The organism is Trinickia fusca (assembly GCF_003628145.1).
In the GTDB taxonomy this organism is placed as follows: domain Bacteria; phylum Pseudomonadota; class Gammaproteobacteria; order Burkholderiales; family Burkholderiaceae; genus Trinickia; species Trinickia fusca.
The window spans coordinates 104,540-119,617 of sequence record NZ_RBZV01000008.1 but is presented as its reverse complement, the minus strand read 5'-3'; the positions used below and the strand labels follow the sequence as shown (position 1 = coordinate 119,617).

Below are 15,078 nucleotides of genomic sequence, written 5' to 3'. Positions count from 1 at the left end.
ATGAACGGTATTAATTCGTTTCTTCACACATTATGCGTCGCTGGTTGAGATGCCAGCCGGGCAGCGCGGTGTTGCACCGCGGCACGGTCTGGATATTGCTGAGGTGACAAGCATTCGCCCTGCAATGGAGGAATGCCATGCAAGAAGCCAGTACCCCGAAGAATCATGCTCACGAAGCGTCGCTCGACGTGCTCGGCGTCGGCGAGAGCCCGTGCGGTGCCTGCCACGGCACGGGCATGGTGGAGGGGCAGCGTTGCACGGTGTGCGGTGGCACCGGCCGGGTGTTTCAGTGCATTGAGGGGGGCTGATCGACACCTCTTCCTCGCACGCCTGATCGCTAATCGCGTGCACCGGGAGTGTTGGCCGCCAGTATGCTGCTCGCACGCGCGTGCGAGCAGCGGGAACGGATCGTTTGGCTGTGCTAAGCGGCTCGACGACGGTGCGCTGCGCGTGCCAGCACCTCGTCGGCCCATTGATTGATGCTCTTGCCGGCCGCTGCGGCGGCGATACCGACGGCCGCGTGCACTTCGGGGCGGATGCGCAGCATGAGCTTGCCTGAGGCAGGCTTTTCGGGCGCGCGGCCCGTCTTTGCGCAGTCTTCGAGATAGTGATCGACGGCGCGATGGAAATCATCGGTGAGCTCGGCGACCGACTCGCCATGAAAGCTGATGCGATCGGACACGCCGAGCACGTGTCCGACGAAGATGTTGTCGCGCGGATCGTATTCGATCCGCGCCAGATATCCGTTGTAGTTCATGACGTTCATCACTCGACTCCTAGTTCGCTAAACCATGCGCGCAGGGCTTCGACCTGGTACTTCTTCGCATCCTTGCCTGGGTGTGGGCGATGCAAATACCGTCGAATGCCGCTGAGCTCGAAAGCCACGCGCGAGCCCGCGCCTTCCCTCACCTGTCCGCCGAGGCCGATCACGAGCGCTTCGATGTCGGCGAACACGATGCTGCCGTGCGTGGGCAGGTGAAATATCGCTTCAAGCGTTCTGGCATGCTTGCTTTTCATGGCACCCTGCGATAGCGAAAGATGATATCAAAATCGATCCCTCGATGCTATCGTCATGTGCTATCAAAAAACAGCTGACCGAAAGGCTATGGGTGCGTGCCTATGACGCTCCACGACGCCCTCGAGGGCCCCGCTTGCGCTACCATCCGTGCCATTGCATCAGCGCTGTGATCCGACGATGAATCTTGACAAGACCGACCGTGCGATTCTGATGGCCGTGCAGGCCGACGGCCGTATGACGAACGCGAGCCTGGCCGAAGCGGTAGGCCTTAGCGAAACGCCGTGCGCACGGCGCCTGAAGCGGCTCGAGCAGGAGGGGTATATCGAGGGCTACCGTGCGGTGCTGTCGAAGCCGGCGGTTGAGATCGGTGTAACGGCGTTTGCGCTCGTGCGCTTCGGCGTGCACGACAGGCGGCTTTCCGACCAGTTCGAGCGGGAGATCCAGGCAGTGCCGCGCATCGTGTCGTGTCACAACGTCTCAGGCAGCGCCGACTATTTGTTGCACGTGGTCGCGCGCGATCTCGAAGACTATGGAAATTTCGTGCGCGACGTGCTGCGCGCGCTGCCGGGCGTGACGTCGGTCGAATCGGTGCTGTCGCTGCGCGAAGTTAAACGCGACGCGGGCCTGCCGCTGCTTTAGGCAAGCAGGGCTGGCCAGCAAGAGAGCGCTGCGAGCGCAGCGCCGGTCAGGTAAAGCGTCAGGCCGTCAGGCGACGAGCGCCTGGCGGATCGCCGAGGCGAGGTCGCCGGCCTGGAACTTCGCGACGTAGCCGGTGGCGCCGGCATTCTTCACGTGCGCTTCATTGGCCGTGCCCGTCAGCGAGGAGTGGATGATGACGGGGATGTCGCGCATGCGGTCGTCGGCCTTGATCTGGCGCGTCAGCATGAAGCCGTCCATCTCGGGCATTTCGAGATCGGTCAGCACGAGCGCGATCTTGTCGCGTGTGCGCACGCCTTCCTCCTGAGCTTCACGCGCGATGCGCACGAGCGTATCCCAAGCTTCTTGGCCCGTCTTCGTGATGATGTATTCGGCGCCGAGGGCACTCAGGCTCTGTTCGATCAGCTTGCGGGCGAAGCCCGAGTCGTCGGCGGCGAGGATCTTCGCACCCGGCTTGATCTTGACGTTCGTACCGACTTCGGCTGGATCGACACTCGGATGCTGGGCCGGGAACACGTCGCGCAGCACCTGTTCGACGTCCACGACCTGCGCGAGCCGCGAATCGCCGGTGTTGCCGTCGATGCGCGCAATGCTCGTGACCGAGCTGCCGCCGGCCGACGTTTCAGCCGATAGCACCTGATTCCATTCGAGCCGCACGATGTCGTCGACTTCCTCGACCGCGAAGGCCTGCGTCGAGCGTGCAAATTCGGTGACGAGCAGGATGTTCAGGCCGCGGGACGGGTTGCACCCCATGACTTTCGGCAGATCGATGACAGGGATGATCTGGCCGCGGATATCGACCGCGCCGATCATGTGGTCGGACGCGCCGGCGATCGGCGTGATCGTCGGCATGGTCATGATTTCGCGGACCTTGAACACATTGATGCCGTAGAGTTCGTGCGCGTCGTCGTTGCCAGGGGCCGCACCGAGTCGAAACAGCAGGAGTTCGAACTTATTCGAGCTGGTCAGATTGGTGCGTTCGTCGATCGAGTGTTGATCTGCGGCCATCGAAAGTCCTTCCTCTTTAAGTTGCACCCCTGCGGTGGTTGCACCGCGCTTGGCCCGGTGGACACGTGCAGGGGCTGTAACGATTGATAACGGCCGCGACATGCGAAAGTTGATAGGCGTGCGCGTTTCTCCGTACGAACAACTGTTAAGTTGTCGCAAGAATCTGACGATATATAGTGCAATGCGTAAGAAGAATGCAGTCCCCAAGCTGCCGCGTGGCTGCGACACTTCGCCCGACCCAGACGATTCCAGGTTCCCATGAGCGACACGCACGTGCGCGATTTGCCGCAGATCGAAAGTGCCTTTCAGCCCATTCTGTCGCTCGCGCACGGTATCCCCGTCGGATATGAGGCGCTGCTCAGAGCCAGGCACGACGGCGCCTCATGTGCGCCGGAGGCTGCGTTTTCCGTTGCCCGCCGTCTTGGCCGCTACGGGGAATACGAGCGCGCGTGCGCATTGCATCACGTGCGGCGCTTCGACACGTTCGCCGCGGCCGATAGCGTCCTGTTCATCAACCTGCATCCGGACGTGCTAGTGGACCCTGAGCACGGGCCGGGCCTCGCGCAAGACATTCTGACGACCGGCGTGTCGCCGTCGCGCATCGTCATCGAAATCCTCGAAGCGCAGCAGGAAACGACGGCCGTGCTGGCCGATGCGGTCGCGCGTCTGCGCGAGCACGGTTTCCTGATCGCGCTCGACGATTTCGGCGCCGGGCTCACGAACCTCGGGCGAGTCTGGGATCTGTGCCCCGATGTGGTCAAGCTCGACCGCGAGCTCATCTGCAAGGCGGCCTCCAGCTACCGCAATTCGCGCAGCCTGTTGCGTCTCGTCGATTTGTTGCATGACATCGGCACGTTTATCGTCGTCGAAGGTGTCGAAACGAAGGAGCAGGCGTTGCTGAGCGTCGACTGCGATGCCGACTTCGCACAGGGGTACTACTTCGCGCGGCCGTCCGTCGACGTCGAGCAGGTCGACGCCAGCCTGCCTTCCCCGCGTGTGCTCGCGGGACGGCTTGCCACTGGGCGCCGGCTGCGGCGCGTGGCCGATCTCGAGGAGCTCGAGCCTTATCGCCGTGCCTTCGGACGCATGAAGGAGGCGTTTTGCCAGGGCGATGACATGGCCGCCTGCGCCGCGCATTTTCTGCCGCTGGACTGGGCGCTGCGCGTGTTCGTGCTCGACGAGCACGGCGTGCAGGTCGGCGAGAACATCGAGTCCGACCGGTATGCCCAGTGGCATCGCACCACGTTTCCGCTGCTCGAGCGGCGTCTCGGCGCAAACTGGTCCAAGCGTGCGTACTTTCGCAACTCGCTCGTGCACTCAGGGCAGATCGTCGTCAGCGATCCGTACATGTCGTCGAGTTCGACGAATCTGTGTGTCACGCTATCGGTGCATGTGCGCACGGGCGGACGTGCCTACGTGCTATGCGCGGACGTGCTGTTCGAAGGCTTGAGCCAACTGCTTCAGTAAGTCGATCTTCGTGCTCCAGGCAGGCTCGTGCGCGCTATTGGATAATGAGTGCGCATGCGCCGGCCATGTGCGCCCGATCGGCCGGTGTCCGCTCCCATCCGAAGAGAATTGAGGAAGACACCATCATGACAAAAGCATTCGCGTCCCAGGCGGACCTCGAAGCGAAGAAAATCACGTTTACGCAGCTTTCTGAAAACACCTATGCCTATACGGCTGAAGGCGACCCGAACTCGGGCGTCGTGATCGGCGACGACAGCGTGCTGATCGTCGATACCACGGCAACGCCAGCGATGGCGCAGGACCTCATTGCCAAGATCCGTAGCGTGACCGACAAGCCGATCAAGCACGTGGTGCTGTCGCACTACCATGCCGTGCGCGTGCTCGGCGCTTCGGCCTATGTGGCCGAGGGCGCGCAGCATGTGATCGCGAGCCGCGGCACGTACGAAATGATCACTGAGCGCGGCGAGGCCGATATGAAATCGGAGATCGAGCGCTTTCCGCGCCTGTTCGCGGGCGTCGAAACGGTGCCGGGCCTGACCTGGCCGACGCTCGTGTTCGAGCGCGAACTCACGCTGTTTCTCGGCAAGCTCGAAGTGAAGATCCTGCATCTCGGCGCGGGCCATACGAAGGGCGATACGATCGTCTGGGTGCCGTCGCAGAAGGTGCTGTTTTCCGGCGATCTCGTCGAATACGATGCGGCTTGCTATTGCGGCGATGCGCAGCTCGAGGAATGGCCCGCCACGCTCGAAGCGCTGCGCGCACTCGGCGCGCAAGCGCTCGTGCCGGGACGCGGGCCGGCACTCATCGGGGCCGAGCAGGTCAAGCGTGGGCTCGATTACACGAAGGATTTCGTCACGACGTTGTATGCCCAAGCGGAGGAGGCCGTCGCACGCAAGCTCGATCTGAAGGCGGCGATGGCACTCACACGCGAGGCGATGGATCCGAAGTTCGCGCAAGTGTTTATCTATGAGCACTGCCTGCCGTTCGATGTCACGCGTGCGTACGACGAGGCGAGCGGCATCAAGCATCCCCGTATCTGGACGGCCGAACGCGACCAGCAGATGTGGGCCGCGTTGCAGGAGTGAGGGAGTCCGTCAAAACGGATGAAGCAATGGCGCGCCGGTCAAACGAGTATTCTCAGGGCCGGTGCGCCAAACGCAGGCGCGCCTGTTCGCGCGCATCGGGATCGAGTTCGGGCCCATAGTGGAACTGGCCTGCAACGAGTGTTGCGACAGGCAGGCCATCGCGCAACACGATGCGGTTGCTCGCGAGGGCTGGCACCTTATCGCCGGGTAGCAGCGTACCGACAAGATTGAGCGGATCGGCCGCGCAAATGCACACCATCTGTCCGGTCGGCGGTTGCTTGCGGATGTCGCGCAACATCGCGACGGCTTCGGGCAGCGCGAATTGCTCGCCCGACAGGCCGTTCACGAAGCGTCCGCCCCGGACCTGTCCACGGGCCTCGAGCCGTTGCAGTACGCGTAGCAGTTCGCGCCAGCGCGGCAGCCAGGTGGCTTCACGTTCGAGCAGTTGCCAGAAGATCACGCCGTAACGCCGCAGCAATGCCAGCGCGGTATGTTCGAGCACGTCGAGCGGGGTGCCAGGTGAAGCGTTGGCCGCAGGCACATTGGCATCGCCTTCGGGACGAGCGAACGAGCGCCGTACCAAGGCCCAGCGTCCGGCGTCGTCCATGCCGCCGATGAACGCGCCGCGATGCGCATAGCGGCTTGCCATGCGTGTGCTCGTGCGCCGCGCGCGCTGACGCACCGCGGCCGGTTTGATCAGCGCGCGCAGGCCCGCGAAGCTGTCGGCATTGACGAGGCCCGTGGCGACGAGCTCGCCGAGCGCGGTTTCGAGTTCGACCGGCAGCAGATGCACGTCGCCGACGAGTTCGTCGAAGAACATCGCGCCGTGCCGCGCGAGTGCTTCGAACACGACGCGCGCTTTCGGCGACAGTGTGTCGATGCTTGGCGGCGCCGTCAGCGTCTGCCACATCGCGAGCTCGCGGCGCGGCAGCAGCACGATCGGCGTGGCGCGCACCGGCGCGCCGGCCGCATGCGCGCCTTCCACGAGGCGTGCCCATACGATCTTCCCCGACCGGCACAGCTCGTCGAGCGCAAGGCTCGAGTAGTCGGTGAGCCGCGCCGGCAGAATTTCGTCTTCCCATGCCGGTGCTGCCGCTTCATAGCCTTCGAATTGCGTGAGCAGCGCGGCCAGCGCGTCGCGGCCCGTGCCGCGCGTCTCGGGCACCACGCGCTGCCAGTGCATGAGAAAGCGCACGAAATCGGCCCGTTCGACAGGCTCGATTTCGCGGCGCAGCCGTCTGATCGTGTAACGGTGGATGCGAGCGAGCAAATGCCGTTCGCACCACTCTTCCTGCGTCGCGCCGGGCGTGAAGTGCCCGCGCATCGCATAGCCTTCGCGTTCGAGCGCGACGAGCGCGATCGCAAGCGAAGACGCCGGCAGCGCCAGTGCACGAGCGATGGCCGGTACGGGCAGCGGGCCGAAGCCGCTCAGCCGCGCACGCACGAGATCGACGAGCGCATCGTCCTGGGCCCAGTCTTCATCGAAGCCCTTCGGCGGTGCGAGGCGCGGCTCGAACGCGCAATCGGGGTAGATCGCGCGCAAGCATGTCAGACGTTCGACCGGCAACCACAACGCTTCGTGCCCGGCCACCTGCATACGCGTGGCACGCCCCGATTGCGCAAGCGTAGTCAGCCATTCGGGCCAGAGCGCGTGGGCGGCCGCTTCGTCTTCGGTCATGCAGCCGAGCGTCGTCAGCGCTTCGTGCATTTCGTCGACGGAACGCGCTTGCGGCCACGCTTCTTCTCGCACGCTCGCGATGGCATCGGCATCGAGTGCGCCCAGATCGTCGGCCGCGTCGGCTTCGCCCCAACGACGCGCGAGCACGGCCTGCGTGCGGCGCTCTTCGAGTGGGGCATCGTCGAGGAAGGCATACGGGCGCGCATTGAGAATTTCCGCTGCAAGCGGCGAGGGCGCCGACAGCTCGCGCGTGACGAGCCTGATGGTGCCGTCTTCGATGCGGCGCAGGAGCACGAGCCATCCCTCGCAATCCATGGCTTCGTGCAGACAATCGTCGACGGTCTGATCGACGAGCGGATGTTGCGGCAGCTCGCGTTCGCCGACGATGTTCTCGAGGCACGCGACCTGATCGGGAAACACGGACGCGAGCAGGTCCTCGCTCTTCATGCGCTGCAATTGCGGTGCCGTCTTGCGTCCGCCGGTGAAGCGCGGCAGCGCGAGCGAGGTCGTCGCGTTCCAGCGCCAGCGCACGTTGAACAGCGGCGCATCGAGCAGCGCCTGGATCAGGATGTGCTCGCCCGTCGTCGAGCGCAGGTAGCGCCACACTTCATCGAGCACGAAGCTGTGGCTGCCCGTCAGCGACAGCACGATCGCATCTTCGGTCGCCGCTGCTTGCAGTTCGAAGTTGAACGTCCGGCAAAAGCGCTTTCTGAGTGCGAGTCCCCAGGCGCGGTTGATCCGGCTGCCGAACAGCGAATGAATGACGAGTTGAGTGCCGCCCGATTCGTCGAAGAAGCGCTCCATCACGAGCGTGTCGCGCGTCGGCAAGACGGTCAACGCCGAGCGTGCACGTGCGAGGTATTCGACGATCTGGCGCGCGGCGTCTTCGTTCAGCGAGAGCTCGCGCATCAGTGTGTGGATCGTGTGCTCGATCGACACGCGTGCCGCCTCGGTCGAGGAGGGGGGCGAGCCTGCGTCGAGCTCGCCGAGCAAGGCCTCGACACGCTGACGCAGCCGCGAGACCGCGCCCGACAGTTCGTCGCTGCGCCCCGGCGCTTCGCCGAGCCAGAACGGGATGTTCGGCGCCTGGCCTTGCGCATCGACGACGCGCACGCGTCCCGCTTCGATGCGCAAGATGCGATAGGCGGTGTTGCCGAGCTGGAAGACGTCGCCGGCCAGGCTTTCGACGGCGAAGTCCTCGTTGACGGTGCCGATGTGGATGCCTTGGGGCTCCAGCAACACCGCGTAATCGGCGTTATCGGGAATCGTGCCGCCCGAGGTGACGGCCGTCATCTTGCCGCCTCGTCGGCCGCGCAGCGTGCCGCTCACGACGTCGCGATGCACATAGGCGCCACGTGGCCCGTGCCTGCTCGTATAGCCTTCGGCGAGCATGCGCAGCACCGCGTCGTAGCGCTCGCGCGTGAGCGTGGCGTACGGCGTCGCGTGGCGGTACCGCTCGAACAGCGCGTCCTCGCTCCACTCCTCGCAGGCGACTTCGGCGACGATCTGCTGTGCCAGCACGTCGAGCGGCACCTGCGGCATCGTCAACAGATCGAGCTCGCCGCGGTGGACGCAGTCGAGCAGCGCGGCGCATTCGATCAGGTCGTCGCGGGAGGTCGGAAACAGCCGCCCCTTCGGCGTGCCGCCGACATGGTGGCCGGAGCGCCCGACGCGTTGGAGGAACGGCGCGATCGCGCGCGGCGAGCCGAGCTGGCAGACGAGATCGACATCGCCGATGTCGATGCCGAGCTCGAGCGACGCGGTCGCGATGAGCACACGCAACGCGCCGCGCTTGAGGCGCTGCTCGGCATCGAGCCGATGCTCCTTGGCCATGCTGCCGTGATGCGCCGCCACGGCATCCTTGCCGAGACGCTCGGTCAGATAACGCGCAGCGCGCTCGGCCATGCGCCGCGTGTTGACGAAGATCAGCGTCGTGGCGTGCGCGCAGGCGAGCTCGGCGAGCCGGTCGTAGACGCGTTCCCATACCTCATTGGCCATCACAGCTTCGAGCGGCACGGGCGGCAGCTCGAGCGCAAGATCACGCGGACGGTGATGGCCGACGTCGACGATCGCACAGTTCGCTTCGCTACCGACGCCGACGAGAAAACGCGCGACAGCCTCGATCGGTTTTTGCGTGGCGGACAGACCGATACGCGGCAGGGGCCGTTTGCATAGCGCATCGAGCCGTTCGAGGCTCAACGCGAGATGGCTGCCGCGCTTGCTCGCGACCATCGCATGGATTTCATCGACGATTACGGTGCGCGTGGTGGACAGCATGCGCCGTCCCGAGTCCGACGACAGCAGAACGTACAGCGACTCGGGCGTCGTGACGAGGATGTGCGGCGCGCGCTTGCGCAGCGCTTGACGCTCTTGCTGCGTCGTATCGCCGGTACGCACGGCGGTGCGGATCTCGACGCGCGGCTCGCCTTGCCGCGCGAGTTCCTCGGCGATACCGGCAAGCGGTCGTTCGAGGTTGGCGTGGATGTCGTTCGAGAGCGCCTTCAGCGGCGAAATGTAGACGACGAGTGTCTCGTCGGGCAGTGTGCCGCCGTTGGCGAGGCCGTCGCGCACGAGTTCGTCGATGGCCCAGAGGAAGGCCGTCAGCGTCTTGCCCGAGCCTGTCGGTGCGGCGACGAGCGTCGAGTGCCCACGGCGAATCGAGGGCCACGCGCGTAGCTGTGCGTCGGTGGGCGCGTCGAACGTTTGCGCGAACCAGGCCGCGACGGCAGGGTGGAACTCGGCGAGCGGGCTGGCTTCCACAGGAGCGTTCATGATCAGCGCCCGTGCATGACGATCTCGCGGCAAGCGACATAAGTCGACAGATACAGGAGCGGCCCGGCGACGAGCAATCCGATCCCGAGCGTCAGCACCCCGGCGATGATGAGTCCGATCACGAACAGCCCGTACACGAGCGTCGGCCAAACATTGCGGTAGGCCGCGACGAAGCTTGCCTTCAATGCGTCGCTCGGTGATGCGCCGTTCGTGACGATCAGCGCCGGCGCGAGCCACAACGCCATGGCTCCGGCTACCGCCACGGCAAGATAGAGCAGCAGGGCGAACCACGAAAAGCTGTCGATGGTGTAGTCGGTCGGCGCTTTGGTGAACATCGCGAGGCCGCCGGGCACACGCTGGCCCAGCAGATCGCAAACGAGTTGCACTAGCAGCGCGAATACGCCCGCCGTGAAGAGCGGTTGCCAATGTTTGCGGATGCCGTCGATCGCATCGGTCACACGCAGGGTACCCGTCGCCAGCATGTGCTCGGCGGCGGCGACCATGCCGCCGGCCCACAGCACCGTGAAAAGCGCGGTCAGGTCGCTCGCGAACGGTATGAGGTCGAGCACGAGCGTGACAACCAGGTCGATCGCGCCGAGCGCGATCCACACGGCCGGCTGCTTCTTGAACAGCGCCCAGGCTTCGGCAATCCACTGCGAGCCCTGACGGGCCGGGACGGTACGCACGAACATGTCGGCAAGCTCCGGTGTGAAGTCGGAAGTGAAGGGCAGTGCCCGATGCCGGAATTATCCGCTCAATGCGCGAGACGGACTGATAGATGCCCCGACGCCACTCCCGCCGGCGCCCGGAGGCGGAGAATGTCCACCGCGATGTCGACTGCCCACTGCTTTGATGCGGCGCATCATAACGACACTGATGCGTGCATAAAACAGTACCTTGCATAAAACACTACCGACTGTTACAGTTCATGCCGTGTAAAGCCATGTACCTTGCAATGCATAACTCAGGGCGCCGCCGAGCCACATGAAGACTCAATTGAAGAAAGGCACGTTGGACATGTGCGTGCTAGCCGTACTGGCCCGCGGCGACAGCTATGCCTACGAACTCGTGTCGACGCTTTCGCAGACGATGGAGATCAGCGAAGGGACGATCTACCCGCTGATGCGCCGGCTGCAGGCGGAGGACTGGGTATCGACGTATCTCGTCGAATCGAGCTCCGGGCCGCCGCGCAAGTACTACTCGCTGACGGCCGTCGGCCGTCGCAGCCTGCAGGCGATGCAAGAAGAATGGCGCAGTTTTGTCGATGAAGTGAACAGCGTGCTCGAAAGGCCCGGCACGGCGAAGGAACAAGGGGGAAGCAAATGAAGCAGGACGCATTCATTCAGCAGTTGCGGCAAGAGCTGGACAGCCTGCCGAAGGCCGAAGTCGATGAAATCATTGCCGACTACCGTGAATACATCGGTGATGCGCTCGCTGCTGGGCGCAGCGAGCAGGAGGTCATCACGGCGCTGGGCGATCCGGTCAAGCTCGCTCGCGAATTGAAGGCGCAGGCGAGCTATCGTAAATGGCAGCAAAGCCGCTCGTTCGAAAATCTCGCGCACGTCATCGTCTCGATTGCCGGCCTCGGGCTGCTCAATGCCATGCTGCTCGTGCCGTTCATGATCTACCTCTCTCTGCTGACGGCCTGCTATGCGGCTTCCATCGCATTCGCAATAGGGGGGCTCATTGCGGCCGTCGGGATCGGCAGCCATCATCTGTTCGGCTGGCCTTCGTTCAATGCGGTGCCGGTTGTCGTCATGAGCCACGGTCATGACCATGCTGAGGCAGCGGATGGCGCAAGTGACGATGCCAACGATGGCCTGGCTGCGAACATCAAGGACATCAAGATCGAGAAGGACGTCTTCGTTCTGACGCCCAAGGAGGGCAACGACCTCTCGATCAACACGAACGCTGGCGGGATCGAAATAAGCCGCAAGAATGGCAAGCTCGAGATCGTGGCGGCCAATGAAGGCGCGCGGGCGCTGCTGATCAAGGGCGCGGATGGCACGGTCAGTATTCGTCGCGCTGATGCGACAGCGCTCGAGCTCAAGAGTGTCGACGGCAGTCACATGACGCTCGCGCGCTCGGGTAAGGATGGAAAGTCGAGCATTTGGGAGGTCTCGTCGGGTGATGGCGATCATGTGCGCCTCGAACAGGACGAGAAAGGGAAGCCTAAAAGCCTCGCGATCGAAAGCGGATCCGACGCGATCGTGATCGACGGCGATCACGCGGCTCTCGTCGGCGGAAAAGACCGGATCAATATCTCGGCTAGTTCGTCGATGGGCGGCATCACGTTCGGCAGCGCCGTTGGCATGTTTGCAGGCGGAGTAATCGGACTGCTGCTGTGCATCTGGCTGACTCGCAAGACGTGGCGTGCGCTGGTGCGTTACGTCCATCGGCAAATCGATAAGATCTCGGCGCGGCTGGACAGCCCCGGACAAGCAGCAAGGTAAGCCCCCATTTTTCTGTATGGCTCGATAACCCCGGTCAAACGACCGAACACGCAAACCGCGGTTATCGAGCCGTTTTCATACATCGCTAGTTAATAAGCAGTCCAAATTAAACAAAAGGATTCGCCATGAGCTCGCACTATCTGACCGACGTTTCGAACGTACTCCATCGCCGCTCGACCCTTCTGCCGGCGCACCTCCAAGGCGTGCAGCTCGACGCCATGTTCATCATGGATTGGCTCGAACTCGGCTGGCGTGCGGTACGCAGGCAACCTCTGCTTTGGCTCGCTGCAATGCTCGTCTGTGCGACGTTCGCGACAGCTTGCAAGTTCGTACCGGTCGTGCGGCCGCTGATCGTGCTTGTCGCGCCGTTCGTGGTCGGGGCATTGATGGTTGCACAAGAGCACGTGCGCATCGGCCGTCCAGCATCGGCTCGCGATATCTGCGCGGCGCTTGGCCGGCATCACTATGCGCTACTCTCGATCGGACTCGCCAGCGCAGCGATCGTCGTGGTCGGCTATGTGCTGCTCGTCGCCGCGCTGAATGTGTCGTCCGTGGAATCGATGCTGACCAACGGCGCGCACCACCTGTCGATCACCTACGGTGGAAATGGCGTGCGCGGGATCGTAGCGATGCTGGTCGCGGTGCCGATCTTCACCATCGCGCTCGCATCGGCCTGGTTCGCGCCGGCGCTCGTGATCCTGCGCAACGTCGCTCCGCTCGAAGCGATGGCTGCCAGCCTGCACGGTGCTGCCCGAAACTGGAAAACGACGCTCATCTATGTGGTTGCCGTCGCGGATGCCGTGCTGCTTGCACATCGCATTCCGCTCATTGCAAGTGCGCTAGTGCTGACGCCGTTGCTGCTCATGTCGATTTATGGCGGCTATCGCGACCTGTTCTCTTCGCGCTTCGTATAAACGATGAGCCCCCTCGTTTTGAAAAAACGGGGGGCTCATCAGCAGTCCGACGCCGCGTTCCGCGGCGTTTTTTATTACGGAATCCAATCTTCAAGGATTGGCACGCGCTTTGCTGACGCAAGGGGAAGCAAAGCGCGTGTCGATCCTACGAAGCTGCTCGATTTCGTTTGATCCACCCGCATGCTATAAGCGCCGAGCGAGGGCAATGCCCGACGCATCGAGGAGACAGCCATGGGGGACATCCAATGAAAGCGTTGAGTCGAATTCGCTCGTCTGTGACGGGCGTGACGATCGTTGCAATCGCAACGATTTCTCTGAACTTCATCGAGAGCACACCCGCGTGTGCGAAGACGAGCGAGGCCAAGCCGGTCTTGAGTGCGGCGGCATTGGCCGTAGCCGATTCCTACAGTGCCGATGCGGCGCAGCAAATCTTTCACGAAGGCGGTAACGCGGTGGATGCGGCGGTGGCCGTCGCGTTCACGCTGGCGGTGACGTACCCCGAGGCCGGCAACATCGGCGGTGGCGGCTTCATGACGTTGTACGTCAACGGCAAGCCGTACTTTCTCGACTACCGTGAGCGCGCGCCGCTCGCCGCCACGAAGGACATGTACCTCGACAAAGACGGCAACGTGATCAAGGGCATGAGCCTCGTCGGCCCACGCGCAGTGGGCGTGCCCGGCACCGTCGCAGGCATGTGGGAAGCGCAGAAGCGTTTCGGGCGGCTCAAGTGGAAGCAGGTGCTCGCGCCGGCCATTCACTATGCGCGCGATGGCTTTGACGTCAGCGAGCAATTGCAGCAGCGCCGTGACGATGCGGCGAAGGACTTCGGCGACAAGACGAACTTCGCCAAATACTTCGGTAACCTGAATACCGGTGTGCACTTCAAGCAGCCCGAGCTGGCGGCCACGCTCACGCGCATCGCCGAACAAGGGGCACAGGAGTTCTACAACGGCGAGACGGCGGATCTCATTGCCGCGTCGATGAAACCCGGCGATGGTCTCATCACGAAGCGTGACTTGCAGTCGTACAAAGCGGTCTGGCGTCAGCCCATCATGGCCGATTGGAACGGCTATCGCGTGATTACGGCGCCGCCGCCGAGCTCGGGCGGCATCGGTCTCGTGCAGTTGCTCAAGATGAAGGCCGACCTTGCCGATCGCTTCGCGGGCGTGCCGCTCAATTCGGCGCAATACATGCATCTGGTCGCCGAGATCGAAAAGCGGGTATTCGCCGATCGCGCGCAGTATCTGGGCGACCCCGACTTCTACAAGGTGCCCGTCCAGGAATTGATCGCCGACCGCTACCTCGTCAAGCGTGCGGCCGAAGTCAATCCGAGCGAGCCGAGCGACACGAAGGCCGTGCGGGTGGGGCTCGGGACGTCGATGCCGGAGAAGGCCGAGACGACGCACTTCTCGATCGTCGACAGGTGGGGCAATGCGGTGTCGAACACGTACACGGTGAACGGCTACTTCGGCTCGGGCGTCGTGGCCGAAGGGACGGGCATCGTGCTCAACGACGAAATGGACGACTTCTCCGCCAAGCCGGGTGTCCCCAACATGTTCGGCGTCGTGGGCCAGGATGCGAATGCGATCGAGCCGAACAAGCGTCCGTTGTCGTCGATGTCGCCGACGATTCTGACGAAGGACGGCAAGGTGGCGCTCGTCATCGGCACGCCGGGCGGTTCGCGCATCTTCACGTCGATCTTCCAGGTCATTACGAACCTGTACGACTTCAAGATGCCGTTGGCCGATGCAGTGGCCGCGATGCGCTTCCATCATCAGCTGCTGCCGCCGAACACGATCTACTGGGAGCCGTATCGTCCGATCGAGGGCGAACTCGCGAAGCAGCTTCAAGCGAAGGGCTACGTGCTGAAAGAACAGGACTTCAACGGCGACATTCAGGTCATCAAGGTCGACGGCAAGACGCCGGAGGCGGTGGCCGACCCGCGCGGCCGCGGCGTCACGAGGATCGTGCAATAAGCTGGCGGGTTGACGGGGAGTATGCTCGTCTGTACAGACTCTGACAGACG

13 protein-coding genes are annotated in these 15,078 nt (G+C 63.5%); 8 read left to right on the top strand and 5 right to left on the bottom strand.

Annotation, left to right across the window (positions count from 1 at the left end):
* The first annotated feature begins 137 nt into the window (after positions 1–137).
* Positions 138–308, top strand: coding sequence for a hypothetical protein (locus D7S89_RS27515; RefSeq protein ID WP_183085263.1), 171 nt, complete (start codon positions 138–140; stop codon positions 306–308).
* Positions 309–421: 113 nt separating this feature from the next.
* Here the strand turns inward: D7S89_RS27515 and D7S89_RS18420 are convergent, their stop codons facing one another.
* Together D7S89_RS18420 and D7S89_RS18415 are read right to left on the bottom strand one after the other, a co-directional pair.
* The gene (locus tag D7S89_RS18420; RefSeq protein WP_121279643.1) at positions 422–769 is read right to left on the bottom strand and encodes a type II toxin-antitoxin system HicB family antitoxin; all 348 of its coding nucleotides are present in this window, start codon (positions 767–769) and stop codon (positions 422–424) included.
* Positions 766–1,017 carry a type II toxin-antitoxin system HicA family toxin gene (locus D7S89_RS18415; protein WP_121279641.1) on the bottom strand — a complete coding sequence of 84 codons (252 nt, stop codon included), beginning with the start codon at positions 1,015–1,017 and terminating at the stop codon, positions 766–768. The genes D7S89_RS18420 and D7S89_RS18415 overlap by 4 nt, the downstream gene beginning before the upstream one ends.
* 178 nt (positions 1,018–1,195) lie before the next feature.
* Here D7S89_RS18415 and D7S89_RS18410 point away from each other — a divergent pair, with 178 nt between their 5' ends.
* Positions 1,196–1,657: an Lrp/AsnC family transcriptional regulator gene (locus tag D7S89_RS18410; RefSeq protein ID WP_121279638.1), complete on the top strand. Its 462-nt coding sequence runs from the start codon at positions 1,196–1,198 to the stop codon at positions 1,655–1,657.
* A 66-nt stretch (positions 1,658–1,723) separates the two neighbouring features.
* Here D7S89_RS18410 and D7S89_RS18405 read toward each other — a convergent pair whose 3' ends face one another.
* On the bottom strand, positions 1,724–2,683 hold the full coding sequence (locus tag D7S89_RS18405) for a chemotaxis protein CheV (protein ID WP_121279636.1): 960 nt from the start codon (positions 2,681–2,683) through the stop codon (positions 1,724–1,726).
* 258 nt (positions 2,684–2,941) lie between these two features.
* On the opposite strand from D7S89_RS18405, the gene D7S89_RS18400 reads away from it, so the two are divergent.
* The gene (locus D7S89_RS18400) at positions 2,942–4,150 is read left to right on the top strand and encodes a sensor domain-containing phosphodiesterase (protein ID WP_121279634.1); all 1,209 of its coding nucleotides are present in this window, start codon (positions 2,942–2,944) and stop codon (positions 4,148–4,150) included.
* Positions 4,151–4,275: 125 nt separating this feature from the next.
* Positions 4,276–5,235 carry an MBL fold metallo-hydrolase gene (locus D7S89_RS18395; RefSeq protein WP_121279632.1) on the top strand — a complete coding sequence of 320 codons (960 nt, stop codon included), beginning with the start codon at positions 4,276–4,278 and terminating at the stop codon, positions 5,233–5,235.
* A gap of 52 nt (positions 5,236–5,287) precedes the next feature.
* Here the strand turns inward: D7S89_RS18395 and D7S89_RS18390 are convergent, their stop codons facing one another.
* Together D7S89_RS18390 and D7S89_RS18385 are read right to left on the bottom strand one after the other, a co-directional pair.
* Entirely contained in the window at positions 5,288–9,685 is a 4,398-nt protein-coding gene (locus D7S89_RS18390; protein WP_121279630.1) for a DEAD/DEAH box helicase, read from the bottom strand.
* Positions 9,686–9,687: 2 nt separating this feature from the next.
* On the bottom strand, positions 9,688–10,377 hold the full coding sequence (locus D7S89_RS18385; protein ID WP_121279628.1) for a BPSS1780 family membrane protein: 690 nt from the start codon (positions 10,375–10,377) through the stop codon (positions 9,688–9,690).
* Between the two features lie 292 nt (positions 10,378–10,669).
* On the opposite strand from D7S89_RS18385, the gene D7S89_RS18380 reads away from it, so the two are divergent.
* The 4 genes from D7S89_RS18380 to ggt all read left to right on the top strand — a co-directional run bounded on the left by D7S89_RS18380 (position 10,670) and on the right by ggt (position 15,028).
* Positions 10,670–11,011 carry a PadR family transcriptional regulator gene (locus tag D7S89_RS18380; protein WP_121279626.1) on the top strand — a complete coding sequence of 114 codons (342 nt, stop codon included), beginning with the start codon at positions 10,670–10,672 and terminating at the stop codon, positions 11,009–11,011.
* Positions 11,008–12,138, top strand: coding sequence for an HAAS signaling domain-containing protein (locus tag D7S89_RS18375; protein ID WP_121279624.1), 1,131 nt, complete (start codon positions 11,008–11,010; stop codon positions 12,136–12,138). The genes D7S89_RS18380 and D7S89_RS18375 overlap by 4 nt, the downstream gene beginning before the upstream one ends.
* Positions 12,139–12,263: 125 nt before the next feature.
* On the top strand, positions 12,264–13,052 hold the full coding sequence (locus D7S89_RS18370) for a BPSS1780 family membrane protein (RefSeq protein WP_121279622.1): 789 nt from the start codon (positions 12,264–12,266) through the stop codon (positions 13,050–13,052).
* Positions 13,053–13,297: 245 nt separating this feature from the next.
* The gene (gene ggt / locus D7S89_RS18365) at positions 13,298–15,028 is read left to right on the top strand and encodes a gamma-glutamyltransferase (RefSeq protein ID WP_121279620.1); all 1,731 of its coding nucleotides are present in this window, start codon (positions 13,298–13,300) and stop codon (positions 15,026–15,028) included.
* Positions 15,029–15,078: the final 50 nt, after the last annotated feature.